This window comes from Hymenobacter norwichensis DSM 15439 (genome assembly GCF_000420705.1).
Taxonomy (GTDB): Bacteria; Bacteroidota; Bacteroidia; order Cytophagales; family Hymenobacteraceae; genus Hymenobacter; species Hymenobacter norwichensis.
Genome location: NZ_ATVL01000009.1, coordinates 465,127 through 490,872, shown reverse-complemented (window position 1 = coordinate 490,872; position 25,746 = coordinate 465,127). Strand labels below are relative to the sequence as shown.

Sequence of the window (25,746 nt, the reverse complement as noted above, 5' to 3'; positions counted from 1 at the left end):
CGGCTACTCCTTATATATATAGGTGCAAAAACTCGCTACCCAAACTAGTCTTTGTAAATCCCGATGTAGAGGCCGGACTCGGTGAAGCTGCCGCGGTACATACCTTCGGAATTGAAGGGCAGCGCCACGTGGCCGGCTGCATCTACGGCCACGAGGCCACCCTCTCCGCCTACCGGTGCCAGCTTGTCGTGCACCACAATGCGGCAGGCTTCAGCTAAGCTCAGCCCCCGGTATTCCATCAGGCAGCTGATGTCGTGCGCCACCATGGCTCGCAGAAAATATTCGCCGTGCCCGGTGCAGCTGATGGCGCAGGTACGGTTATCGGCGAAGGTGCCTGCCCCGATGATTGGCGAGTCGCCGATGCGGGAGTAGCGTTTGTTGGTCATGCCGCCGGTGCTGGTGGCGGCGGCCAGGTTGCCATGCTGGTCACGGGCCACGGCGCCCACGGTTCCCATTTTCTTTTTGGGGTCTTCATTGGGAAAGGCACCGGGTTCTTCCAGCGGCGCTTCCCCAGCTAAGGCCTGGCTATGGTCGAGGCGCATCCGGCCTTCCCGCAGGGCTTCCTGCAACTGCTCGAACCGATGCTCCGTGAAAAAATACTCGGCAGGTTGCGTGGGTAGGCCATGCTCTTGGGCCAGCTCATCAGCTCCAGGATAGGCCAGCAGCACGTGCTCGGTTTTTTCCATCACGAGGCGGGCGGCTCGAATGGGGTTCTGCACGGTCCGCACCCCGGTTACGGCCCCGGCCGCCCGGTCGCGCCCGTCCATGATGGCGGCGTCCATTTCCTGGTGCCCTTCGTGAGTGAATACGGCGCCACGACCTGCGTTGAACAACGGATTATCTTCGAGGCTACGCACAGCCAGTTCCACGGCATCCAGTGCCGGGCCGCCTTCGCGTAGCACCGCGTAGCCAACCTCCAGGCTTTCCCGCAAAGCTGCCTGGTAGGCAAGTTCTTTTTCTGGCGTCATGAGGGCGGGCGAAATGGTACCGGCACCACCGTGGATGGCCAGCGAGAAAGGATGATTCATGCGCAAGGAAAAATCAGCTAAAGAAAAAAACAGAACGGTAACCCAAAGGTACGCAGGCCACTGACCTCGACACTGCTAAAATGGATAGCCTAACCCCGTTTTTTTTCGTACGTTTGAATTACTGTTTTCACTCCCCAAACTATTTACCTTATGGCTTACGATGCTACCGGCCGCCTGCACGAAATCTTCGATGAACAGCAGGTGAGCGAGAAATTCCGCAAGCGCGAGTTCGTGCTGGAAGTTGTAGACGGCCAGTACCCCGAGCATATCAAGTTCCAATTGGTGCAGGATAAAACCGCCCTCATCGACCCGTTCAAAGTGGGCGACGAGGTTAAAATTGCGTTCAACCTCCGGGGCCGCGGCTTCAACAAAAACGGCCAGATGCTGTACTTCACCAACCTGGAAGCATGGCGCATTGAACCTGCTACCGGTGGTGGCGCTGCTGCACCGCAGGGCGGTGGCTACCAGCAAGCGGCTCCTCGGGCTGCTGCTCCTGCCGCCAACCAGAACCCGAATCTGCGCGCTTCGGCCGCTCCTATTGCCTCCGACGACGACAACGACCTGCCGTTCTAAGCTGGTTGCGTTGGTACTTGCCGACTCCAAAATGCCGCTTCCGCTTCCGGAAGCGGCATTTTTCATAACTGAATATCTGCTCTAACCTCAGCCGCTACTCGAACCTGATTCTTTTTATCCCTTATTCTGCTCACGTGCTATTATCAGGCAGTATTCCACAAAGGCTATTTATTCGTCAGCATGCCCTAATATGGAGTAGCTGTTTACTATTTTCCTGTTTAATGATTATTTACTACTGGTATATAATCATAATTAAAGATACACCCACTGACATTCAGGCGCACGTAAATTATTTATCCCATAATATTTGTATTGAACATAAGCCTGCTCCTGCTAATAGCGGATTTTATTATATAACTTGGCTACTTGCAGGTTTTTCTTGCGACTATACTTTATTGCTAAAAATAGCAGTTGTATTTCTTGGGCTGTCATGGGGAGCAACTGCCTTATTATCAACATATGCAGGACTACACCTATCCTCTTGGGAAAACGAATATGAAAATCAAATAAAACACTCCGACTTTTCAATACTTTCCACACTTCTAGTTGCTATAATTTCCTGTATAATATTTCCTATTATCGTTTCTAGATCTACTTTATATCTTGGGTTATTTCCACCTAATGTATATCATAATTCCACATGGCTTGGTGGGCTTCCTTGGACAATCGTCATTTTTTTCCTAGGCACTTACCAGCTAAGAGCAGAGAGTCAAAAATTACGTTTTGAAATACTAATTGGAATACTGCTGATAATCAGTGCATGGTTTAAGCCAAGTTTCGCTTTCGTCTTTGTACCGTCGTATGCGTTGCTACGTGTAGCACATACACGGTGGGGTCTATTACCGTCTCTAGTACTACCATTTAGCTTGTCGCTGTTACCAGTTGTGGTGTTTGTCATAGGGCAAGTACTTTGGATTGCAGCATTCCCACAAACTAACCCAAGTAAAGATGATGCACATTTCGCTTTTGCATTTCCAGCTGGGTGGCGCTATGCTATGCCGTACTTACCTTGGGATCGTGCCTTAATACGGTTTGGCAGTTCCTTTTTCTTACCAGCTGTGGCTTATTATTTACGTCCCGACTGGCTTAAGCACGTTTCGCATAAGCTGGCCCTCTTGTGCACTATAGTAGGATTTCTCTTATTTATGCTTGTTTATGAAACAGGAGAAAGATCTACTCATGGCAATTTATTATGGCAATGCTTTTATGCTAATCACATAGTATACTGGATAATAATTCTATCAGCAATAAATTGGAAACCATCTTCTTCCATAGAAAAGAGGCAACGTATTATATTATTTATAGTCATTATTATAAACATAGTCAGCGGCTTGATATACCTAACAAGTATAATAATCAAGAGAGATTACAGCTAATTTTTCTATATCGTGAGATAATAAAAATATAGATCTAGTTTAAATATATAATTATTATTTTTTTAGCTATACAAAATCAAATTATAGCACGATTATATACTTATTATTTCTTATTCCAAAAAATTTACTACGTTAACTATTTCGCCGTCGACAGAAATTTCATGGCAGTTATATTGAATATGTAGGCGCGTATTTATGGGCACATATAATTACTAAAACTGATATATCTTGTGCACAACTCCTTCCTCAACACACTTACCTTCCTGCCCATGCCCGACGCCACCGACATTAATCATTTCAACAAGCATGCTTCCGCCGAGCAAAGTGCAGCTTCGGCAGCCCCAGCCGCCAGTGGTTTTCCTGGGCTCATCACCCGCGAAACTGAGCCGCAGAATCTAGAATTTCCCTTTCCGAGCCTAGCAGGCCGCCTGACGCCCACTAGCCAGTTCTATATTCGCAGCCACTTCCCTATTCCAGATTTGCCTGTTGCAAGCTGGCGTTTAGTTATAAATGGGGCAGTAAATAATGAGCTGACGCTTACCTATGATGAGTTGCGCCAGCTACCTGCTACCACGGTTTCGGCTACGCTAGAGTGCGCGGGTAATGGACGGGCACGTTTGGCACCCAAACCCAAGGGGCTGCTCTGGGAACAAGGTGCCGTGGGCAACGCCGAGTGGACTGGCGTACCACTAACCGTGCTATTGGAGCGCGCTGGCGTGAAAGCAGAGGCGGTAGAAGTTATTTTCGAGGGGGCCGACCGGGGCGAGGTGAACGAGGAGCCGAAGTCGCCGGGAGCCATTCACTTTGCCCGCAGCTTGCCTCTGGCCAAGGCCCAGCAAGCCGAAGTACTGGTGGTGTATGCTATGAACGGCCAACCGCTGCCGCCAGAACACGGCTTTCCGGTGCGCTTGGTGGTGCCGGGCTGGTACGGCATGGCCTCTATCAAGTGGCTGACAACCATTACGGTTTCAACGGTACCCTTTGAGGGGTATTGGCAGACTATCGAATACGCTTACTGGCAACGCGTGCAGGGCCATCCTACCATGGTACCCGTAGCGGAAATGCAGGTGAAGGCAGAAATTGCTCGGCCTATGCTGCACGAAGCTCTGGCTGCGGGCGTACCGTACCGCGTGCACGGTGCCGCCTGGACCGGCGAAAGCGCCATTGTTAAAGTGGAGGTCAGCGCTGATGGCGGTAGCTCCTGGCAGCCAGCCACGCTCCTGGAAAAGAACGTGCCGTTTACTTGGCGCCTATGGGAATACCAATGGACTCCCGCCATTGCCGGTCGGTACAAACTGCTGGCCCGCGCCACCGACGAACAGGGCCAGACTCAGCCCTCCGAGCACAGCAAAGACCGACGCACCTACATGATTAACCGCGTGGCTTCGGTGGAGGTGCTAGTGCATTAGCATCCAATCTATTCTGCTTCTATTCAAGCAATTACTATCTGATGAGTTAACCTTGCTGAAGTCAGTGAAGACAATTCATGCTAAGCCCGTTGCCTTTTCTTCCGGCTACTAATAAACCCTGAATCCGCTTCCTTGCGTTTATAGCGGCGTACCGCTTCCCTACGGTCTGCTTTCTGTCTCACTGTATCTGTCCTGCATGGCTGTCTCCGCTCCTGCTTCCCTTATCGGCAAAACTGCTCTGGTTACGGGGGCTAGTAGCGGTATTGGGTTAGTAACGGCCCGTGAGCTGGCCCGGCGCGGGGCGCGCGTAATTATGGTGGCCCGCAATCCCGACAAAGCGGAACGCGCCCGTACGGCCATTCAGTTTGCTGTTCCGCAGGCCCAGTTAGATGTGCGCCTCTGCGACTTATCGTTGCTGGCCAACGTGCGGCAATTAGCGCAAGAGCTAGCTCACGACTACAGCCAGCTGGATATTCTCGTCAATAATGCGGGCATCATGCCGGGGCCATTCACGCTAACCACCGAAGGCCACGAGCTGAGTTGGGCTACTAATCATCTGTCGGTTTTTGCTCTCACGCAGTTGCTGCTGCCGCTGCTTACCGCCGCCGAAGCGGGCCGGATTGTGACGGTAGCCTCAGAAGCGCACTGGCTAGGCGAAATCGAATTGTCGCAGGAGGCCCGCAACGACCCCGACAAATACAGCTGGCTTACGGCCTACGCCGATTCTAAACTGGCCAACATATTGTTCACCAACGAATTGGCCTATCGACTCGAACTCACCAACATCACAGCCAACTGCCTGCACCCCGGTATGGTAAATACTGGGCTAGTGCACGACGGTAGCTCCTGGGCCATGAAAGCGCTGTGGTGGCCAGCCAAGCCATTTATGGTGAGCCCAGAACGGGGTGCCCAAACCACGCTGTATCTGGCCACGGCCCTAGAAGTGGCGAAAGTAAGCGGCAGCTACTTCAAAAATTCCCGCCCCGGCCGCAGTTCTGCCCGCGCCCAAAACCGCACGGACGCGGCGCGGCTCTGGCGCATTTCAGAAGAAGAAACCGGGTTGGATTTGTAGCCTATTTCCAGTGAAGCTGGTTATGAGGATGGTCAGAGAATTTGTACCCTATTTTTCTTATTTCAAAAATTAAGGTACAAATATCCCTGCCGCATCTGCCAAAGCCACCTCACCGACTCCGCGTATCAGCCTGAACTATTATGTCCGACTTACAAAGCTTGATTCGACAGGGCGAGGGGGAACAGTTGGAGTTCAAGAAGAAGACCACCCACCCGTCCCGTATTTCGCGCACCTTGGTGTCCTTGGCCAATACTCATGGCGGCCGGGTGCTGGTGGGCGTCGATGATGACGGCCGCGTGGTAGGCGTGCGCGACGCCGAAGAGGAAATTTATTTGTTGCGTCAGGCCGCTGAGTTCTACGCCGACCCGCCCCTCACGCTAAAAATCAGAGAATTGGAAGAGGATGGCCGCGTGATACTAATAGTGACGGTGCCCGAAAGTCCGCACAAACCCCACCGCGCCCAAGTAGCCGATGGTGACTGGCGCGGTTACGTGCGCGTGCGCGACGAAAGCGTGCAAACCAGCCAGCTCACCGAAAAAGCCCTGGAGCACAACGACCAATTGGCTATGCCACGCCTGGAAAAGCTGCCGCTCAATAAGGAGGAGCTAGCGGTGCTGGAATATCTGCGCCAGAACCCACGTATTACGTTGCCGCAGTATATGAAGCTGCTCAATATTGGTCAGCGCCGCGCCTACCGCACCCTCATCAAGCTTACCCTCCACGGCTACATCAAACACCACGACAAGCAAAAAGAGGTGTATTACACATTGTAGCAAGGCCTTCCAAGTTTCTGGCCTCGATAGATCGACTTCAATAACAAAAAGCCCCAAGCTGATTTTTCAACTTGGGGCTTTTACTATTAATCCTGCTTGCGGGCACGGGCTTCTTTTTTTTCGTCTTTGGCAGCCTTCTTTTCTTTAGTCGTTTTAGTCGGTTCCTTCTTTTTTTCTTTGCGGGCGTCTTGTGCTTTAGCCATGGTGTGAGGAGGTTAAGGATGAGAAGTGAAGAAGATAACGCAACCGGTAGGCGGCGTGTTGCTCGCTAAGCCGGCAAATTCGGCAGGTACCGGCTCTGCAATATATGCAGATGATGCGCCTCATGGCCCGGCAACATGAAAGCCAGCGCCCGCACGCTCACTGGGTGGCCACTGGCCGTGCCCATCCGGTCGTAGGCTTCGGGCTGAAACGAGTCGAAGAGGCTGAGGGTAGCGGCCCGCACCGTGGCGTATTCGTTGAGGATGCTTTCTAGAGCGCGGGCGTTGGCCCCCGAGGCGGGCACGTAGTCGTCCTGCTCGAAGCCGGCCAGAGGCTGCTGGTCTTGGCGGGCAATGCGCAGGGCGCGGTAGGCGAAAATCCGCTCGGTGTCCAGGATGTGCACCAGCATTTCCTTGATGCTCCATTTGCCGGGCGCATACGCGAATTGCGCCTGCTCATCGGTCAGGTGGCCAACGAGTTGACGGAGCTGCTCGGGTTGGTGCTGAAGCTGGGCCAGTGGGTCCGTGCCTTCGGGCACCAGGCTGATATAGGTATCGTAGTAGGCGTTATATTGATCGGCAGCGGGGCGAGCTAGAGGAGGCATAGGGGGAACCGAAAGAGTAGAAGGCGCTAGGTACTGCGAAAAAACCATACTACCCCGGTGCCGCCGCTGCTGGAGGCGTTGCCGACTGCCCCAAGGGCTAGTGAGGCTACTGATTTTCGCTTGTAAGGCCACCCGCGGCGGCTTGGTATCCGGCAAGCCGAACGCCCAATGCAAAAAGTCGGGCAGCATTCGGCCCCACGTGTGCTGGTTGTGCCGCCCTCCTACCACCTCCAAGTACCGAATACGGGCATCGGGCAGGCCTTGGCGGACGAGGGTAGCCATCAAATCCAGGGTGTCCTCAATGGCGTCGATGATGCCATTGTGGTTTCGGTCGTTGGTTTCGTCGAGGGTGCCGGTTTGCAGCCAGAACTGGTGGTCGGGGTGCGCTTCCCGCTCCCGCACGAGTCGGTGCATGATTCGGTCGGCGTCGGTGTAGCCGTCGGTGAGGGCGCGGCGGCGCCACCAGAACGAGCCGGAAAAGGCCCCGGCCCGGGTAGCGGTTTCGGGGTGGTGCCACGCAAAATCAAATGCCGTGAGCCCACCCAAGGAGCAGCCAGCCGTTACTACCTCGTGCGGGTTGGTGCTGGCGCGGTAGTGCTGCTGCACGTACGGCATGAGTTCGTGCAGCAGAAACTCGGTGTACTGCCCGGCCCGGCTGCCCCGCTCCAGATAATCGGGCTGGGCGGCAGTGCCGTACTCCTGAATCCGCTCGTGGGCGTGAATAGCCACCAGCACGAACGGCTGCAACAGCTGCTGCCGGTACAGCTGCCGGAGCGTGGCCGGCAGGCGCAAACGGCGCAAATCCTGGCCGTCGTTGAGGTAAAGAACTGGGTACGGGGTGGCCGCAGCCGGGTCGTGGCCGGGCGGCAGCACTACGTCCAACTGTACATCTCGCCCTAGAAACCCGGAATGTAGCGTAGTAACCCGCACTACCTTAACGGAGCCGATGCGCTTGGAGTCGTTTGGCAAATACATGCACAAAAGTAAAATTGTTGGCGGTACCCCTAACCTCCTCCGTATAATTAGCCGTTAAAACTGATGTGGAATAGCGGGAAGTTTTTTAGTAGTTTCAACTTATTCTCGTCTTATTGCCATTATTAATCATCTTAAATCGAGCCACTTTGCAGGAAGTCTACCGCCCTTTTTACTCTCACAACCTCGGCCACGACGTTGAAATGCTGGTTTTCGGCGACATGGGCTACCCCATCGTCATCTTTCCTACCTCGCGGGGCCGCTACTACGAGGCCAAGGACTTCAAGCTCACTGAATCGGCGCGTTGGTTTGTTGAAAACCACAAAGTGAAGCTCTACTGCATCGACAGCGTGGACACGCACACCTGGTACGCCAAGCACCTGCACCCCGCCGAACGGGTGCAGAACCACATGCGCTACGACCAGATGATCAGCCAGGAACTGGTGCCGATGCTCCAGCAAGAATGCCACGTGGATAAAGTGGGCGTAGCCGGGTGTAGCTTCGGTGGCTATCAGGCTCTCAACTTCGCGTTTCGCCATCCTGAGCAAGTAGCCTATCTGTTTGCCATGGGCGCGGCCTACGATATGAGCCAGTTTGTAGACGGGCACTACGACGAGAACTTCTACTACAACAACCCGCCCAGCTACATGCCCAACGCCCAGAACGACCACTTCTATCAAATGAAGATTGTGCTGGGTACCGCTGAAAACGACTTCTGCAAGCCGTCTACGCTTCAGATGTCGGACATCCTTAACAGCAAAGGCATCCGGCACTGGCTGGACATTCGGCCCGGCACGCACGACTGGCCGGTGTGGCGCGACATGTTTCCGCACTATCTCTCCTTAATGTAGTGGCCGTTGCGCCGTGCTGAGTGCCTAAGCTGCCTGCACTATATTTGGCAGCGCGCATGAAGCGCCACGCACTACGTCACCATCACCCTAAGCACTAGGCACAACGCACTAGGCACTAAACTAACCGCTTATGAAAAAAATTGGCATCCTCTTCGGACAGGAAAACACTTTCCCACAGGCTTTCGTCGACCGTGTAAACCAGAAAACCGGAGGCAAAGACATCATGGCGGAGTTCGTCAGCATCGGACAGGTTGAGCAAGCCGTGCCAACGGACTACGCCGTTATCATCGACCGGATTTCGCAGGACGTGCCGTTTTACCGGGCCTACCTCAAGAATGCCGCCCTGGGCGGCACGGCCGTTATCAACAACCCGTTCTGGTGGTCGGCCGACGAGAAGTTCTTCAACAACGCGCTGGCCGTGCAGCTTGGCGTGCCGGTGCCCCGCACCCTGCTCCTGCCATCAAAAGAGCGCCCTGCCGACACCAGCCACAACTCGTTCCGCAACTTGGAATGGACTAACTGGGACGAAGCATTTGCCAAAATCGGCTTCCCGGCTTACATGAAGCCTCACTCCGGCGGCGGCTGGAAGAGTGTATACAAGCTCGACAACATCCACGATTTCCACCGCGCCTACGATGAAACCGGCCAGCTGGTGATGCTGCTCCAGGAGGCTGTAGACTTCACCGACTACTTCCGCTGCTACTGCATCGGGGGCAAAGAGGTACTGATTATGCCCTACGAGCCGCGCAACGAGCCACACCTGCGCTACGCCACCGAAATGAAAACGACGGGCGCCGCTGGCAAAAAGCTGTTGGCCACCATGAAAGACTACGTGCTCAAGCTCAACCAAGGCCTAGGCTACGATTTCAACACTGTGGAATTTGCGGTGCGCGACGGTATTCCGCTGGCTATCGACTTCGGCAACCCTGCCCCTGATGCCGACGTGAATTCGGTGGGCCAGCAGAACTTTGAATGGGTGGTAGAAGCGGCGGCCAACCTGGCCATCAGCCGCGCCAAGGCTCAAAAGCCCGGCCAAGACAACCTCACCTGGGGCACGTTTGTGCGCAACGGGGCCGGTGGCGCCGCTGCTCCCGCCAAGAAAGCACCTGCTGCTCCCGCCAAGAAAGCACCTGCTGCTGCCGCTCCTAAAAAAGCGCCTGCCAAAAAAGCTGCCGAAGCTAAGTCGGAGTAGCAACAGCCTGGTGCTTATAGCACAAAGAACGTCATACTGAGCTTTGCGAAGCATCTCGCGTGTCTGATGCTAGATTAGTAATCCTGAGTCAGCACGCGAGATACTCCGCGAGGCTCAGCATGACGTTTTTTAGTTTTCGATTATTTCCGACCACTCCTCCACAGACTTAGCTATGCCTCAATTCACGCTCGGAATAGAAGAAGAATTTCAAACCATTGACCCGGAAACACGCGACTTACGCTCCCACATGTCGGAGATTGTGGAGGGCGGCAAGGTGGTGTTGCAAGAGCAGGTGAAGGCCGAAATGCACCAGTCGGTGGTGGAGGTCGGCACTACGATTTGCCACAACATCACGGAGGCGCGGGCCCAGGTCACGCACCTGCGCCGCATGGTGATTGAGCTGGCCGATAAAGTCGGGCTCAAGATTGCCGCGGCGGGTACGCACCCGTTTTCGCGCTGGCAGGAGCAGCTTATCACGCCCGATGCCCGCTACGACAAGATTGTGGAGGAACTACAGGAGGCAGCCCGCTCCAACCTCGTTTTCGGCATGCACGTGCACATCGGGCTGGAAAACCGGGATTTGGGCGTGTATGTAATGAATACGCTCCGGTATTTTCTGCCCCACCTTTTTGCGCTGAGTACCAACTCGCCGTTCTGGGAAGGCCGCGAAACAGGCTATAAGTCGTTCCGGACCAAGGTGTTCGAGCGGTTTCCGCGCACCGGCATTCCCGAGCATTTCGGCAGTGCCAGCGAGTACGACGAGTACATTGCGCTGCTGGTAAAAACGGGCTGCATCGACAACGGCAAGAAAATATGGTGGGACTTGCGTTTGCACCCGTTCTTCGACACCATCGAGTACCGCATCTGCGACATGCCGCTGCGTACTGACGAAACCGTGGCCATTGCCGCCGTTATGCAGGCCCTAGTAGCCAAAATCTACAAGCTGAAAAGCCAGAACCTCAACTTCCGGCTCTACCGTAAGGTGCTTATTAACGAAAACAAATGGCGTGCCGCCCGCTACGGCCTCGACGGCAAGATGATTGACTTCGGCAAGGAAACGGAAGTCCCGACCCGGGAGCTGATTTTGGAACTGCTCGACTTCATTGATGATGTGGTGGACGAGTTGGGCAGCCGCCATGAAATAGAATACGTGCACAAAATCCTGGAAATGGGCACCGGCGCCGACCGGCAGCTACAGGTGTTCCGCGAAACCAACGACCTCAAAAAAGTAGTGGATTTCATTGTGGCCGAAACCTCCCACGGGTTGTAGCACAAATACTCCGACCGTCATGCTGAGGTAACGAAGCATCTCGCGTGCTGACACTGGATTAGTTGCTAACCATCAGCACGCGAGATGCTTCGTTACCTCAGCATGACGTTCCTTGTTAAGGGTTCTTCGTACTTTTGCTTTCTCCTACCCAGCTTTGCTACTGGGCGAAAAGTTGATTGTTGTTTTTGAAAAACCCCGTTTTTGCAGCGGGTGCCCTTGTATGAAGTCTTTGAAAATTGCCATTCTCGATATGTACAACAATTTCCCCAACGAGGGAATGCGCTGTATTTTGCAACTGGTGCGCCGCGCCCAGGAAACCAGCCACGTCAGCTTGTCCTACGACGTATTCAACGTGCGGGCCAATACCGAGCTGCCCGACCTGAGCTACGACATCTATATTTCCAGCGGCGGCCCCGGCAGCCCGCTGCCCTCCGACGAAGCCTGGGAAAAGCCCTACTTCGCCCTCATCGACGGGTTGTTTGCCTGGAACCAAGCGCAGGCCCGCAAAAAGTACGTTTTCCTGATTTGCCACTCGTTCCAGCTGGTAGGTCGGCACTTTGAAATTGGATTGCTCAGCAAGCGCAAATCCACGTCGTTCGGCATCTTTCCGATGCACCGCACCGAAGCCGGCCAAACCGACCCGCTGCTGCGCACGTTGCCGGAGCCGTTTTATTCGGTCGATTCGCGCGACTACCAGATTACCGAGCCGAACGAAGCGCGCTTGCAGGAGTTGGGCATCGAAATTCTGGCCATGGAGAAGGAACGGCCCCACGTGCCCCTTGACCGGGCCCTGATGGCGCTGCGCTTCACGCCCGAAATCTTCGGTACCCAGTTCCACCCCGAGGCCGACGGCGAAGGCATGCTGCGCCACTTCCAAACCGACGAAAAGCGCGAGCAAATCATTGCCAACCACGGCGAGGCCAAGTACGAGGAAATGGTGCGCCTGCTTCAGGACCCCAACACCATCGAGCTGACCGAATCCATCATCATCCCGACCTTTTTGCAGCAAGCAGTAGCCGCCCTTGAGCCACTAGCAGCCGAGCAGCAACCCGCTGGCGTCACGTTTTAACCTATTTTCTTTAGAACGTCATGCAGAGGCGCCGCCGAAGCATCTCGCCTGCTGATGCTTGATTAGTAAGCAAATGTCAGTGCGCGAGATGCTTCGGCGGCGCCTCTGCATGACGTTCAACCTGTTCTGTTACTTCTTCTCTTCAACCTCTCCCTTGCTATGATTCCGGAATTTCGAGCCCGCTACAATCAGACTTTTACGCCGGAGCGCTACCAGGAAATGCTGGCCGATGTGGAGCGGCAGCTACCGAATCAACTGGAATTTCGCCTCTCGGAAACCCCGATTTTCGTGCCGGCCCAATTGCGTGACAAGCTGGTACAAGCCGGTGACGACATTATCCGGGTGATTCAGCGGCCCGACTTCAAGCAGCTAACGGACGCTTCTATTCCGCCCCACCAGCGGGTGCCGAACGAGGACGAGCACGCTACGTTCCTAACCTTCGATTTCGCCATCTGCCGCGATGCGCAAGGCGAGCTGGAGCCGCAGCTCATTGAGATGCAGGGCTTTCCGTCTCTGTACGCCTTCCAGACCTGGCAGCCGGAGCTATATGCTAATCACTTCGACGTAGCCGAAGAAGTAACGCCGTATTTCAACGTAACGACGGACGCGGAATACAAGGCCGAAATGCGCCGCCTGCTGCTTGGCGACGGTCCTGCGGAGGAAACCATTTTGCTGGAGCTATTCCCGGAGAAGCAGAAAACCCGCGTCGATTTCGCCCTGACCAAGCAATTTTGGAGCATTGAGGCAGTGTGCATTACCAAAATTCGCAAGCGCGGCCGGCAGCTGTTCTACGAGAAAGATGGCCGCGAAATTCAAATCAAGCGCATCTACAACCGCATTATCTTCGATGAACTGGAGCGCTACCCGGACCTGCAAACCGACTACAAGCTTACCGACGACGTGGACGTAACCTGGGTGGGCCACCCCAACTGGTTTTTCCGCATCAGCAAATACACGCTGCCGCTCATCAAAAGTGCCTACTCGCCGCCCAGCTACTACCTGCACGAGCTCAGCACCTACCCCCCTGACCTGGAGAACTACGTGCTGAAGCCGCTCTTCTCCTTTGCCGGCGCGGGCGTGCGCCTGCACATCACCGCCGCCGACCTCGACGCCCTAACCGACAAGCAGAACTACCTGTTGCAGCGCAAGGTGAGCTACGAGCCCGCCATTCAGTCGCCGGACGGGCTGGTGAAGTGCGAAATCCGGCTGCTCTACGTCTGGTTCCCTGATGCCGCCCAACCCCGCCTGCTCACGGCGCTAGGCCGCATGAGCCGCGGCGAAATGATTGGCGTCAACTTCAACAAGGACAAGAATTGGGTCGGCGGCACCTCGCCGTTGTTTGAGCGGGGGTGAGTTGGCGAGGCATTATTTACTGAGAATCACATAACATCAAATATTTTGGACAGTTCTGAGCGACACCAAACAACATTAACATACAATGAGTGATTATAGCATTTCGATAATTCCAAAAAAGTCATCTTACCCAAATAGGAAAGAAAAAGCAACAGAAATTTTAGAGTGGCTGGTTCATAAAAATATTATTAACTCAGATCCATCTGATTGCACTTTAGGTTCTAAATTTGGCTATGCAATATCAGAAGAAGCAAAACGCATTACATGTTTTCCTAATGAATTGCCATTTAGCCTTATTACAAATGGACTTGATATCATTACAGAACGACAGGTCTTCGATACTTGTCAATACGGCTTGGATGAATGTATTTGCCCTAATTGTAAGGAAAATATTGCTTCAGAAGACTGGAGCTTCTTTAATGATTGGCATGAGCAGAAGAGCAATAATTTAACTTGTCCATTATGCAATATTGCAACCGACATTCACCAATTCACTTTTTCGCCTGAATGGGGTTTTAGTGATCTAGGGTTTACATTCTGGAATTGGCCAGATTTGACAGATGATTTTATAGAAGAATTTAGTCATAAGTTAGGTTGCGATGTATCAATAGTATACACGTATATTTAATTAAAAAGGGAAAGATATTTTTTGCGTAAATTTTAAAATTATAATTTCCACTCCTTTCATTGTCAATACGTAGAACCTCGCTTAAAACTAGCCCCATCAAATAACCTCTCCAGCCCTCCCCGCGTAAGCGCGAAGAAAACTTCACTATATGAATTCTCTCTTCGAAAAAGGGCTTTCCATTTCTAAAAACGCGCTATTTAGCGTATTTCTAAACCGCGCCGGTAAGCTGCTAGGGCGTCCGTTTCGGGCGGTGCTGGTACTGAACGAGGTAGCCAACAAGCTCGCCAGCAAAGAAAGCGGCGACAACAAGTTCAAGCAGGTATTCGATGTGGCCCGCACTCTCATTCGGTTGGTGCGCAACTATATCAGCGGCAGCTACCGGGAGGTAGAAACCGGCACCATCGTGTCGGGGCTGGCGGTGCTGCTCTATACACTCTCTCCGATTGATTTGGTACCGGATTTCGTGCCCGTGGTAGGCTTCTTAGATGACTTGGCGCTGATTAGCTGGTTCGTGGAGAAATTTCAGGGTGAAATCACCCGCTTCCGCGAGTGGGAGAAAACCAACGCCACCGACGAAACCGACGATATTCCAGCGGCTTCGGCTCAGCCGGCTTATGCAGCTTCCAACACCAATGCGGAGAATGCACCAGCCGTTGCGGAAATGGGGCATTCGTAAGCCCTCCGGATTCTCTATCATTGGAATGCCCAACCATAACCGGTTGGGCATTTCTGTTTATCAGACCCTTCTCTTTAAAGTCCACCTACCGTCATGCAGTGGCGTAGCCGAAGCATGACGGTAGGTTTATTTAACTCCCCGTTGGGCCGAACCGCTCGGTGCGGATAGAATCGTCAGGGAGGCCTTGGGCTTGTAGCAGTGTGGCGGCGTTTTCCACCAGGCCGGTGGGGCCGCAGATGTAGCACTGTGGGGCGCTGGGCAGGTGCGCTACTGCCTCGGTGAGCATGGCGGCATCGAGGCGGCGCTGGTAGCCGGTCCAGTTGACGGGGGCGTGGCGGGTATAGGTGAGTAGGAGCGTGAAGGTCGGGTCAGCTTGGGCTAGAGCCTCCAGTTCTTCCTGGTAAATCACCTCGTCGGGGCTGCGGACGCTGAACAGCATAACCACTGGATTGCGCAGCCCAGCGCGCTGACGGTGCCGCAGCATGCACATCAACGGTACCACGCCCGAGCCGCCGCCGACAAGCAGCAACGGCGCATCGGGCGCGCCGGCTGGCCACACAAAGTAGCCCCCAATGGGGCCGCGTAGTTCTAGCAGGTCGCCTACTGCCACCCCTTCGTAGAGATATCCCGACACCTCGCCTTCCTCGATTAGCTCTACGGTAAGGGCAATTTCGCCGGTTTGCTCCGGGGGCGAGGCAATGGAATAGCTCCGCTCGGCTTGGTAACCGTCGGGGGCGGTAAGGCGCAGGTCGTAGTGCTGGCCGGCACGATGCAGCGTCCAGTTGGGCAGGCGCAGCGTGTAGGTTTTCACGCGGGGCGTTTCGGGCTTGATGGCTACTACGGTGCCTATTTGCCAGTTTAAGCGGCTCACAGGCAGAAGCTGGTGGTGGAAGCTTCGGGTTCGTCGTCGTCGCTGCCGTAGCGCTGCTCTTTCCACGGGTCGCCGTACATGCTGTAGCCAGCGTCTTCCCAGAAACCGGGCTCGTCTTGGGCCATAACGCGCAGGCCTTGCACCCATTTGGCGCTTTTCCAGAAGTAGAGGTGCGGTACCACCAGCCGCGCCGGGCCGCCGTGCTCGGCCGTCAGCGGCTTGCCTTCGTATTCCAGCCCGATAAAGGCCTTGCCGTCGCGCAAATCGGCGAGGGGCAGGTTGGTGGTATAGCCGCCGTAGGAGAAGGCCATGACGAACTGCGCTTCTGGTTTGAGCTGCACGTGTTCCAGCAGCGTATCGAGGCTGACGCCCCGCCACTTGGTGTCGAACTTCGACCACTTGGTAACGCAGTGAATGTCGGGGTTGAAGCTTTGCTGCGGCAGGGTATTGAACTCGTTCCAGCTCCATTTCACCGAATTTTCCACCGCGCCTTCCAGTTGAAACTCCCAGTTAGCCAGATTGATACGCGGCGTAGGGCCGGCCGTAAGCACCGGAAAATCCTTGGTTTCGTACTGGCCGGGCGGCAGCTTATGAGCACCGTCGGTGGGCCGCTTGGCCTGGAAGCCTTTGTTGATGAATGCCATGCGTGAAAGAGTTAGGGTGAATTAGAGTTGTAGACAATAAGCAGAAAGGCACGTCATGCAGAGCGCAACGAAGCATCTCGCGTGCTGACGTTGCCTAACTAAATCACACATCAGCACGCGAGATGCTTCGCTGCGCTCTACATGACGACCTAGATAAACAGGCAGATATATAGTGCGTTTTGCGGCGTTATGGGCAGCGGAAATGGCAAGTTTTACGACAGTCATTACTCGCGAGAGTTCTAAATCTGCAAAATCAGTGAGTAGCTTTGTGCGTCGTTGATGGCGGATGAGGCTTCCAGCTTGGTAGCCGCGCCGTTTGTGTGTTGATTGTGGGGCTTGGACGCAGCCAAAGTACCAGAATCCGTGTTATCTGCTTCCCACTTCTGAATTCAGAACCTATGCAAACTATTTCCCGGCTGGCGCTGCTGGTCTTTGCCGTTCTCACCCTCACGCCCCCGGCCCGCGCCGATGAAGGCATGTGGCTGCCGTTGCTGCTCAAGCAGCTCAACGAGACCGACATGCAGAAAAAAGGCCTTAAACTCACCGCCGAGCAGATTTACAGCGTCAACCAAGGCAGCCTCAAAGATGCAGTAGTGCAATTTGGCGGCGGCTGCACCGGCGAAATCATCAGCACCGAGGGGTTGCTGCTCACCAACCACCACTGCGGCTACAGCCAGATTCAGCAGCACTCGTCGGTGGAGAATGACTACCTCACCAAGGGGTACTGGGCCATGAACCGGGAGCAGGAATTGCCCAATCCGGGCCTCACGGCTACGTTTATTGTGCGCATGGAGGACGTGACCAGCCAGGTGCTGATGGGCGTGCCGAAAACCAACGTGCAGGAAGCGGATCGGGAGAAACTGGTGCAAGCCAACATCCAGCGGGTGGCGCAGGCCGCCGTGCAAGGCACGCATTACCAATCGTTTATCCGGCCATTCTACAACGGCAACGAATATTACATGTTCGTAACCGAGGTGTTTCAGGATATCCGGTTGGTAGGCGCGCCCCCAAGCAGCATCGGCAAGTTCGGCGGCGACACCGACAACTGGGCTTGGCCCCGTCACACCGGCGACTTCTCGATGTTTCGCATTTACGCCGGCCCCGACAACAAGCCCGCCGCATACTCCAAAGACAACGTGCCCTTCAAGCCGCGCCACCACCTGCCCATCTCGCTGGCCGGCGTGCAGCCCGGCGACTTCACGCTGGTATTTGGCTTCCCTGGCCGCACCAACGAGTACCTGACCAGCTGGGGCGTCGAGGAAACCTACTCGGTATCCAACCCCGCCAAAATCAAGGTGCGCGACGCCAAACTGAAAGTGCTAGCCACCGACATGGCGGCTTCCGACAAGGTCCGGATCCAATACGCGGCCAAGTACGCCAGTATTGCCAACTACTGGAAAAAGTGGATTGGTGAGAACCGGGGCCTGAAAAAGCTGGATGCTGTAACCCGCAAGCAGCAGCAGGAAGTGACATTTCAGCAGTGGGCCAACAGCGGCGACGAAGCCCGCAAAGCCGCCTACGGCCCCCTCCTGCCCCAACTGGAGCGCAGCTACACCGCCGCCCGCGACTACACTCTGGCCCGCGACTACGTAACCGAAGCCGCCCTAGGCATCGAGCTGATTGCTTTGACTAACAGCTTATTGCCACTGGCCGAAATGGTGGAAAACAAAGTTCCCGCCGCCGAACTGGCTTCGGCCGTAGAGAAAGCCAAGAAGGGCACCGCCAATTTCTTCCGCAACTACAGCGCCCCCACCGACCGGAAAGTAGCCACCGCGCTACTCCCGCTCTACGCTACTGGTACACCCGCCGCGCTGCTGCCTGCCTACGTAAAAGCGCTGCCCAAGCAGTATCCGGGCGCCGCCGGCTGGACCACCTACGTGAATCAGCTGTATGACAAGTCGCGCCTGACCAGCAACGAAAGCGCCCAGGCGCTGCTCGATGAAGTGGCCAAAGGCAACGCTCGCGCCCTACTCGACGACCCCGCCGCCAAGTTGTCCTCGGCCATCATTAGCAACTACCGCACGGCCATCTTGCCCACCTACACCGCTGCTACCGACAACATTGCGCTGCTCCAGCGCACCTATGTGGCCGGCCTGCGCCAGCAGCAGCCCGAGCGCACCTTCTACCCCGATGCCAACTCCACGCTGCGCGTCGCCTACGGCCAAGTGCAGCCCTACCAACCCGCCGACGGCACGCAGTATGAGTTCTACACCACCCTCGACGGAATCATGGAGAAGGCCGACCCTACCAACCCTGAGTTCGAGGTACCGGCCCGCCTTGCCGAGCTGTATCAAACCAAAAACTACGGCCCCTACGCCTACAAAGGCAGCGTGCCCGTGGCCTTTATTGCCACCAACCACACAACAGGCGGCAACTCTGGCTCACCCGTCATCAACGGCCGCGGCGAGCTAATCGGCATTAACTTCGACCGGAACTGGGAAGGCACCATGTCCGACATCATGTTCGACCCCGACCGGGTGCGCAACATCACGCTGGACGTGCGCTACATGCTGTTCGTGGTGGATAAGTTCGCCGGGGCTAAGCACTTGGTCAACGAAATGACCTTGGTTGACAACCCGAACGACGTGAAGCCGGAGCCGGGCAAGAAAATCAAGAAGATGAAAGTGAAGAAGGCTGGCGCAAAAACGGCGGCATAGCTTCTTCCGCATTGCAACTTTATCAATGGGGAGGTACTCTAGCCAAGGGTATCTCCCCTTTTTATTTCAAGGCTTCCTAAATGAAAAGAATCATTATGCTATTCATCGTCCTAGCGACTGTTACTACACCCGGCTTCAGCCAGAAGCTGATGCTCACAGGTGGGTACACACGAGTGGGAAAAAACTCGTTTTCCGGAACTGCTTCCGCTGGGCTCCACGGAATTTTTACACTGGGACAATACTTTGCTTTTGGTGCAGGTATTACAGCTGGGAGTAACCGGCAGCCTTATCAAGAGTTTATTCCTGGGTTTATGGGCTTCGGGGGCCGCACTGTCACGGCCTACCACAATTCCCTTTATTCGTTGGAGGGAATTGTGGCCGGCCGCTTGGCCTTGGCACCGCGCTTTGACGTAATCCTTGGCCCTAGTGCGGGCTTCTACGTTATGGGGGCCCGTGAACGGGGCGACGAGTTAAAGCCAGGTTTCGGCCTGTGGTCTAACCTGACCTATAAACACTTGGGAGGTAGCCGTTTCAATCTGGAAGCAGTATTTCACCCTAAGACCTTGCTTCGCAGTGCCCCCGTGGAGGATGCTGACTTTTGGTTCGACGACCAGCACCTATTTGTATGGGATGCGCGGGTTGGTATATCGTATGATTTGAAGCGGTAGCCCTAACTTGTAGGAGTCAACCCTTTCCCGTCCTGCCTTGGTGCGTTTTCTCTTCGCTTGCATCCCCCTGCTGCTCACTAGCTTTTTCACCGCCGCCCACCCACCCGCTGCTACCGTACTGCTCCTGCTCCGTCCCGCCGCCGTTTTCGATGGCGAAACGCTGCATTCTGGCTGGGTGGTGTTGGTGGAGAATGACCGAATACGGGCCGTGGGGCCGGCTGCGCAGGTAACGGCTCCGGCCGGGGCGCGTACGCTGGACCTGCCGGACCTCACCTTGCTACCAGGGCTGATTGAGGGCCACTCCCACCTGCTACTGCACCCCTACAACGAAACACCCTGGAACGACCAGGTATTGTTAGAGTCGGAGGCGCTGCGGGTGGCGCGGGCCACGGCCCATGCCCGCGCCACGCTGGCCGCCGGCTTTACCACAGCCCGCGACTTAGGTACTGAAGGCGCTGGCTATGCCGATGTGGGGTTGAAGCAAGCCATTGAGCAAGGCATTATTCCAGGCCCCCGCCTGCTGGTTGCCACCCGCGCTTTAGTTGCCACCGGCAGCTATGGCCCCAAGCTCTCCACCGATGTAGACGTACCCCAAGGTGCCCAGGAAGCCGATGGCGTCGATGGTATCATCCGGGCCGTGCGGGAGCAAATCGGGAAAGGTGCCGACATCATTAAGGTGTACGCCGATTATCGCTGGGGCCCTAACGAGCCCAGCCGTGCTACTTTCTCACAAGACGAGCTAAACCTGATTGTGAAAACCGCCAACAGCGCCGGCCGCCCGGTAGTAGCCCACGCCAGCACGCCCGAAGGCATGCGCCGCGCCACCCTCGCCGGCGTCCAGACCATAGAGCACGGCGACAATGGCACCGCCGAAGTGTTCAAATTGATGAAGCAGCGCGGCGTAGCGCTCTGCCCCACCGTAGCCGCCGGCGACGCTATTTCGCAATACCGTGGCTGGCACAAAGGCCAAGATCCTGAGCCCGAGCGCATCCGCCAGAAACGGGAAAGCATGAAGCTGGCCCGCCAGAGCGGTGTACAGTTCGTTATGGGTGGCGACGTGGGCGTGTTCGCGCACGGCGACAACGTGCGCGAAGCCGAGCTATTGGTCCGGGAGTATAGTTTCACCCCGCTCGACGTACTACGCGGCTTCACCAGCGGCAACGCCCGCCTCTTCCAGCTACCCGACCGGGGCCGCATCCAGTCCGGTTTCCTCGCCGACCTTGTAGCCGTAGCCGGCGACCCAACGCAAGATGTAGCCGCCCTCCGGCATGTGAAGCTGGTACTAAAAGGCGGCGTTGAAGTGAAGTAACCGCCTGTCATTCCGACGCAGGAGGAATCTGAGTGAAGTTGTTCAACGATAATACTCAGATTCCTCGCGTCGGAATGACAATTAGCCTGGCCGCTCGACGCCTAGCGCCTTGAGTTGCTCGGCGTACTTGTCGTAAATCACGCGCAAGTCGGCACCATGCTTGTCAGCATCTACCCCAATGCTGACGTTGCTGGTGTGGAAGCGGTGCAGGTGGCTGATGTGGGGCGAAAGGATGGGCAGGTGGCCGGCCAGCAGGAACCGTACATACAGGTCGAGGTCTTCGGCCATTTCAATCGTCTCGTCGTAGCCGCCCACCTTCTCGAACAGGCCGCGCGAATAGCATACGTTACCTTGGATGAAGTGCTCGGCCCGGAAGATAGCCTTGAGCATATCGGTAGTGGACTCGAAGCGCCAGGCGTAATAATCTTCGCTGGGCAGGTAGCGCCGCTCTTCATCAACACGCAGGAAATCAGCCACAAACCACGGCTGGCCGGGGTGGCGCTGCACAAGATCGGCATAGTGATAGAGGCAGCGCTGGAGCAGTACGTCGTCGTCGTCGAGGGGTACCAGCCAAGCATCGGCGGGCGTTTCGCGGATTAGCAGGTTGCGGGCCGGGCCGGGCGCGAGCTTGGTAGGCTGGCTGATGACGCGCACCGGTCCACCTTTTTCGGCGGTGGTTTGCAGCCAATTGGCAGTGTCGTCGGTGCTGCCGTTTTCCAGAATCAGATGCTCGTACTGAATGTCGAGCGGAGCCGTGATAGTGGCGCGGACGCTGGCTACGGCTTCAGGCAAAAACTGGACGCGGTTGTAGGTCGGCGTGATAACCGTAAAATGCATATTGAGTAGGGCATGAGGTAAACGGGGCAGCGAATTACTACCCACCAAAGCCCCCGCAATGGCGGGGCGTCTTCTTATTCTGGTAGAAACCGGAAAAAGTTGCCCCTAACACTGCCTGCGGCCAACTTTCTCCGCTGCCCGGCGTTAGTTGGCACTCACGCTCCCGCTATGGCTAAGTTTGTCGTTACGCTGCACCTGCCAGTGGTTTTCTCGGAAGATTTTATAGCTCTCATCCCTCGGCACCGCGCTTTTATCAACCAGCTGATGGAAGAAAGCGTGGTGGAAACCTACGCCATCAGCGCCGACCGTACGCAGGGCTGGGTGACCATGAGCGGGCAAAGTGTGGAAGTTATTCGAGGAACGGTGCAGAAATTTCCGCTTTACCCGTTTTTCACGGCAGTGGAAATCAACGAGCTGTTTCTCTTTGATAGCGCGCACGCCCGCTTCCCACGCATCAGCCTGAATTAGGTGCGAAGTGGCGAAATAAGTAGCTTGACTCCTTATCCGTTCCTGGGTTGGGGTAGCTAAACGCACTGTCCATTGGTTCGGCACCAAGTCGGCGCGGTTTATGTAAAGGCCGGCCGTGTAGTACCTTTTGTTTTCGTTTTCCCGTCTATGACAAGTTTTTTCCGGTTTGTGGCCTTTTTACCGGTAGGTACCGTAGTGCTCGGCGCGGCGCTGGCCGCCACCCCTGCGCCAGCCCCCGACCGTATGACCACCGAGCAGCTGATGAGCCGGCTGAGCAGCGCCATCGAAAACCTGAAAACGCTGCGCTGCAACGTACGCGCCCAAGAGCGGCTTAGCAACGGCAAATACCAGCCGGCCCGCACGGCCATGAAAATGACGTTCAATCCGCATCGGGTGTACCTCAAAAACACCAAGGGCATTGAGGTTCTGTGGGTTAGCGGGCAGAACGATAGCGACGCTTGGGTATATCCCAACAGCTTCCCCTACGTAACGTTGAGCTTGGACCCTAACGGCTCCATCATGCGCAAAAACCAGCACCACAGCGCCCTCGATGCCGGTTTCGGGACCATCTCCGACCTTATCCACGGTTCCGCTCAGCGCCGCGACCATAGCTTCGAGCGGAGCTTCCGCTACACCGGCGACACCACAGTGGCGGGCCGGGCCTGCCACATCTTGCTCTCCAGTTACCCTCAGTTCAAGTATGTGGCTTACAAGGCAGTAGCCGGCGACACGCCCGCGCGCATCGCCGATAAGTTTGGTTGTGGCGAGTACCGCGTGATGGAGCGCAACGGCCTGGACCCCGGCGAAGCCATTACCGTCGGCCAGACGCTGCAAGTGCCTAACGGCTACGGCCGCCGCACCCTCGTTTGCATCGACCAGAAGCTAATGCTCCCCACCGTAGTAGAAGTATACGACGACAAAGGCTTGTTTGAGAAGTTTGAGTTCACCGACATCGTGGCCAATCAGCCGATTCCAGTAGCCGAGTTCAGCAAGGATTTCCCGGAGTACAAACTGTAAAGCGCAGATTTTGTAAACGATTCGAGTCGAATGCTATTTAACGAAACAGGCTTGCCAATATGGCAAGCCTGTTTCGTTTTCAATCGTCCACGAAATCCGGGCAATCTGAAAAATCCGCGTTTCAGCGACGCATTGCCTTTTCAATTTCGTCCCACATGGGAGCTGGAATGGCTTCGAGCTTGTTGAATTCCCCTGCTCCGTTCAGCCATTCGCCGCCGTCCAGCGTCACTACCTCGCCGTTCATATAAGCTGCGAAATCCGAAACCATGTAAGCGGCTAGGTTAGCCAGTTCCTGGTGGTCGCCGACGCGCTTGAGCGGGACGCTGGCGGCGGGGTCGAGCTTTTTAGCGAGAGGCTCGGGGAAGAGGCGGCTCCATGCCCCTTCGGTGGGGAACGGGCCGGGGGCAATGGCATTGGAGCGAATATTGTACTTAGCCCACTCCACGGCCAGGGAGCGGGTCATGGCCAGCACGCCAGCTTTAGCAGCAGCCGAAGGCACCACGTACGCCGAGCCGACCGAGGCGTACGTGGTGACGATATTGAGAATGGTGCCGGGCTTCTGTTCGGCAATCCAGCGCTTGCCGAAAGCCAGCGTGCAGTTATAGGAACCGCGCAGTACGATATCTACAATTACGTCGAAGGCCTTGTGGCTCAGGCGTTCCGTGGGGCTGATAAAGTTGCCGGCCGCGTTGTTGAGCAGCACATCAACGCCGCCGAACGTGGCAATGGTTTGCTCCAGCAGCGCTTCCACTTCGTTGTACTTGCGCACATCACACTGCACGGCCAAAATGCTGCCGCCAGTTTGCTGGCGCAGCTCTTCGGCGGTTTTTTCCAGCACATCGAGCTTACGGCTGCTGATTACCACATTGGCTCCGAGCTGTAAAAAGTAGGTGGTCATGGCGCGCCCCAAGCCAGTACCGCCGCCAGTCACGACGATGGTTTTGCCTTGAAGTGCGTTGTCGCGGAGCATAGGTTGGGCGTAGGGATGGGCAGACATTAGGAAGAGAATGGGTGGGAAAAGGAAAGTTAGCTGGGGCAAGCAGCCCCTACAGGGAGTGGCTGGTTTAGCTACTCAAATAAAGGGCTTATTCCCATAACTGTTTGTAATAGCGCAATTGCACCCTAAATCAGGCTTCAAGATTACAAGAGCGCCTTTGTGGGGTGCACCAACGACTTCCCTGGCAATATAAAATTAGCCTTATACTATATTACCAAGGGCTCAAGTTCATAAAAACTCCTAACTAGCCCTACCTGAACGGTACTGCCGGGCGGCAACATTGAGCCACTTCCTACAGCGCGAAGGAAAATTCCTCACCTTTACCTCGCATGACAACGAACTCCTCTTCCCTCCCCGCCTCCAAACCTACCATTGCCATTTTGGGCTGTGGCTGGCTGGGCTTACCCCTGGCGCAGGCGCTGGTTGCCGACGGCTACCCCGTAAACGGCTCTACTACCACTCCAACTCAACTGCTTACCCTGCGTGACGCCGGCATCCGGCCGTATCTGTTGCGCCTGGGCCCGGAGTTTTCACAGACCGATGCCGACTCCCTGCACGCCATGCTACTCGACGTGGATGTGCTGGTACTGAACGTGCCGCCTCGCGCCGCGGCCGCGGGCACCTACCCCGCGCTGTTACGCCCAGTGGGAGCTGCTGTAGCGGCGGCCGGCGTACGGCACGTGCTGTTTGTCAGCTCCACCGGCGTGTATCCGGACGAGCCGCGCTCCATGCGCGAAGCCGACGCGCTTTCCTCGCCCGATGCTCCTTCCGATTTGTTGCGGGCCGAAGGCCAGTTTACGCCCCGCCGGGGTCAGTGGCTTACCACGGTAGTTCGTATGGGCGGCCTTATCGGGCCCGAGCGGCCACCAGGGCGCTTCCTGGCCGGCCGGCACGAGCTAAAGCAAGGCAATGCGCCCGTCAATCTGATTCATCTCGACGACTGCATCGGGCTGCTTCGCCACATTATCCAAGAAAAAGTATGGGGCTACACGTTCAACGCCTGCGCCGCTCAGCACCCTACCCGCCGCGAATTTTACCCGGTGGCGGCCACGCACCTGGGGCTGGAAGCGCCCACGTTCAGCCAGGAACCCGCCGCCAATAGTGGCAAAACCATCGACACCACCCTGCTGCGCCAAACCACCAACTACCATTTCCGCCACGACGATTTGGTAGCAGCCTTGGCTTATTGCTGATTAGATAGCTGGATGAAACAAAAATGTTTCGTCATTCA

24 protein-coding genes are annotated in these 25,746 nt (G+C 55.8%); 18 read left to right on the top strand and 6 right to left on the bottom strand.

What is annotated here, in order from left to right; genetic code table 11:
* Positions 1-44 precede the first annotated feature (44 nt).
* Positions 45-1,028, bottom strand: coding sequence for an isoaspartyl peptidase/L-asparaginase family protein (locus tag G536_RS0116970; protein ID WP_022824798.1), 984 nt, complete (start codon positions 1,026-1,028; stop codon positions 45-47).
* A gap of 150 nt (positions 1,029-1,178) precedes the next feature.
* On the opposite strand from G536_RS0116970, the gene G536_RS0116965 reads away from it, so the two are divergent.
* The 5 genes from G536_RS0116965 (at position 1,179) to G536_RS0116940 (ending at position 6,231) form a co-directional block, all read left to right on the top strand.
* Positions 1,179-1,601 (top strand): DUF3127 domain-containing protein, encoded by a 423-nt coding sequence (locus G536_RS0116965; RefSeq protein WP_022824797.1) that lies wholly within the window; start codon positions 1,179-1,181, stop codon positions 1,599-1,601.
* Between the two features lie 221 nt (positions 1,602-1,822).
* Positions 1,823-2,977, top strand: a complete 1,155-nt coding sequence (locus G536_RS32260) for a hypothetical protein (protein WP_157530709.1) — start codon at positions 1,823-1,825, stop codon at positions 2,975-2,977.
* A gap of 230 nt (positions 2,978-3,207) precedes the next feature.
* On the top strand, positions 3,208-4,386 hold the full coding sequence (locus G536_RS28480; RefSeq protein WP_211223340.1) for a sulfite oxidase: 1,179 nt from the start codon (positions 3,208-3,210) through the stop codon (positions 4,384-4,386).
* Positions 4,387-4,582: 196 nt separating this feature from the next.
* The gene (locus G536_RS0116945) at positions 4,583-5,458 is read left to right on the top strand and encodes an SDR family oxidoreductase (protein WP_022824793.1); all 876 of its coding nucleotides are present in this window, start codon (positions 4,583-4,585) and stop codon (positions 5,456-5,458) included.
* A 140-nt stretch (positions 5,459-5,598) separates the two neighbouring features.
* On the top strand, positions 5,599-6,231 hold the full coding sequence (locus G536_RS0116940; protein ID WP_022824792.1) for an AlbA family DNA-binding domain-containing protein: 633 nt from the start codon (positions 5,599-5,601) through the stop codon (positions 6,229-6,231).
* Positions 6,232-6,499: 268 nt separating this feature from the next.
* Here G536_RS0116940 and G536_RS32790 read toward each other — a convergent pair whose 3' ends face one another.
* Positions 6,500-8,011, bottom strand: a complete 1,512-nt coding sequence (locus G536_RS32790; protein ID WP_071837744.1) for an alpha/beta hydrolase-fold protein — start codon at positions 8,009-8,011, stop codon at positions 6,500-6,502.
* Between the two features lie 146 nt (positions 8,012-8,157).
* Between G536_RS32790 and G536_RS0116925 the strand changes: the two genes are divergently transcribed.
* The 7 genes from G536_RS0116925 to G536_RS28470 all read left to right on the top strand — a co-directional run bounded on the left by G536_RS0116925 (position 8,158) and on the right by G536_RS28470 (position 15,047).
* Entirely contained in the window at positions 8,158-8,859 is a 702-nt protein-coding gene (locus tag G536_RS0116925) for an alpha/beta hydrolase-fold protein (RefSeq protein WP_022824790.1), read from the top strand.
* A gap of 130 nt (positions 8,860-8,989) precedes the next feature.
* Positions 8,990-10,051 (top strand): ATP-grasp domain-containing protein, encoded by a 1,062-nt coding sequence (locus G536_RS0116920; protein ID WP_022824789.1) that lies wholly within the window; start codon positions 8,990-8,992, stop codon positions 10,049-10,051.
* Between the two features lie 172 nt (positions 10,052-10,223).
* Positions 10,224-11,321 carry a carboxylate-amine ligase gene (locus tag G536_RS0116915; protein ID WP_022824788.1) on the top strand — a complete coding sequence of 366 codons (1,098 nt, stop codon included), beginning with the start codon at positions 10,224-10,226 and terminating at the stop codon, positions 11,319-11,321.
* A gap of 220 nt (positions 11,322-11,541) precedes the next feature.
* Positions 11,542-12,390: a type 1 glutamine amidotransferase gene (locus G536_RS0116910; RefSeq protein ID WP_022824787.1), complete on the top strand. Its 849-nt coding sequence runs from the start codon at positions 11,542-11,544 to the stop codon at positions 12,388-12,390.
* A 159-nt stretch (positions 12,391-12,549) separates the two neighbouring features.
* On the top strand, positions 12,550-13,743 hold the full coding sequence (locus tag G536_RS0116905) for a hypothetical protein (RefSeq protein ID WP_022824786.1): 1,194 nt from the start codon (positions 12,550-12,552) through the stop codon (positions 13,741-13,743).
* An 85-nt stretch (positions 13,744-13,828) separates the two neighbouring features.
* The gene (locus G536_RS32255; RefSeq protein WP_157530707.1) at positions 13,829-14,371 is read left to right on the top strand and encodes a hypothetical protein; all 543 of its coding nucleotides are present in this window, start codon (positions 13,829-13,831) and stop codon (positions 14,369-14,371) included.
* A gap of 148 nt (positions 14,372-14,519) precedes the next feature.
* Positions 14,520-15,047, top strand: a complete 528-nt coding sequence (locus G536_RS28470; protein WP_022824784.1) for a YkvA family protein — start codon at positions 14,520-14,522, stop codon at positions 15,045-15,047.
* 130 nt (positions 15,048-15,177) lie between these two features.
* Here G536_RS28470 and G536_RS0116890 read toward each other — a convergent pair whose 3' ends face one another.
* The gene (locus G536_RS0116890) at positions 15,178-15,918 is read right to left on the bottom strand and encodes a ferredoxin reductase (protein ID WP_022824783.1); all 741 of its coding nucleotides are present in this window, start codon (positions 15,916-15,918) and stop codon (positions 15,178-15,180) included.
* Positions 15,915-16,562, bottom strand: coding sequence for a sulfite oxidase-like oxidoreductase (locus tag G536_RS28465; protein ID WP_022824782.1), 648 nt, complete (start codon positions 16,560-16,562; stop codon positions 15,915-15,917). The genes G536_RS0116890 and G536_RS28465 overlap by 4 nt, the downstream gene beginning before the upstream one ends.
* Before the next feature lie 398 nt (positions 16,563-16,960).
* Between G536_RS28465 and G536_RS0116880 the strand changes: the two genes are divergently transcribed.
* From G536_RS0116880 to G536_RS0116870, 3 genes are all read left to right on the top strand, one after another.
* Positions 16,961-19,219 (top strand): S46 family peptidase, encoded by a 2,259-nt coding sequence (locus tag G536_RS0116880; protein ID WP_022824781.1) that lies wholly within the window; start codon positions 16,961-16,963, stop codon positions 19,217-19,219.
* Positions 19,220-19,530: 311 nt separating this feature from the next.
* Positions 19,531-19,887 carry a hypothetical protein gene (locus tag G536_RS32250; RefSeq protein ID WP_157530705.1) on the top strand — a complete coding sequence of 119 codons (357 nt, stop codon included), beginning with the start codon at positions 19,531-19,533 and terminating at the stop codon, positions 19,885-19,887.
* Positions 19,888-19,954: 67 nt separating this feature from the next.
* Complete coding sequence (locus tag G536_RS0116870) at positions 19,955-21,196, top strand: metal-dependent hydrolase family protein (protein WP_245575851.1); 1,242 nt, start codon at positions 19,955-19,957, stop codon at positions 21,194-21,196.
* A gap of 81 nt (positions 21,197-21,277) precedes the next feature.
* On the opposite strand, the gene G536_RS0116865 is transcribed toward G536_RS0116870, so the two are convergent.
* Entirely contained in the window at positions 21,278-22,033 is a 756-nt protein-coding gene (locus tag G536_RS0116865) for a glycosyltransferase family 2 protein (RefSeq protein WP_022824778.1), read from the bottom strand.
* Positions 22,034-22,201: 168 nt separating this feature from the next.
* On the opposite strand from G536_RS0116865, the gene G536_RS0116860 reads away from it, so the two are divergent.
* Positions 22,202-22,501, top strand: coding sequence for a hypothetical protein (locus G536_RS0116860; protein ID WP_022824777.1), 300 nt, complete (start codon positions 22,202-22,204; stop codon positions 22,499-22,501).
* 147 nt (positions 22,502-22,648) lie between these two features.
* Complete coding sequence (locus G536_RS0116855; RefSeq protein WP_022824776.1) at positions 22,649-23,518, top strand: LysM peptidoglycan-binding domain-containing protein; 870 nt, start codon at positions 22,649-22,651, stop codon at positions 23,516-23,518.
* 121 nt (positions 23,519-23,639) lie between these two features.
* Here G536_RS0116855 and G536_RS0116850 read toward each other — a convergent pair whose 3' ends face one another.
* Positions 23,640-24,515 carry an SDR family oxidoreductase gene (locus G536_RS0116850; RefSeq protein WP_026880302.1) on the bottom strand — a complete coding sequence of 292 codons (876 nt, stop codon included), beginning with the start codon at positions 24,513-24,515 and terminating at the stop codon, positions 23,640-23,642.
* Between the two features lie 329 nt (positions 24,516-24,844).
* Here G536_RS0116850 and G536_RS0116845 point away from each other — a divergent pair, with 329 nt between their 5' ends.
* The gene (locus G536_RS0116845) at positions 24,845-25,708 is read left to right on the top strand and encodes a Rossmann-fold NAD(P)-binding domain-containing protein (RefSeq protein WP_022824774.1); all 864 of its coding nucleotides are present in this window, start codon (positions 24,845-24,847) and stop codon (positions 25,706-25,708) included.
* The last annotated feature ends 38 nt before the right edge of the window (positions 25,709-25,746 follow it).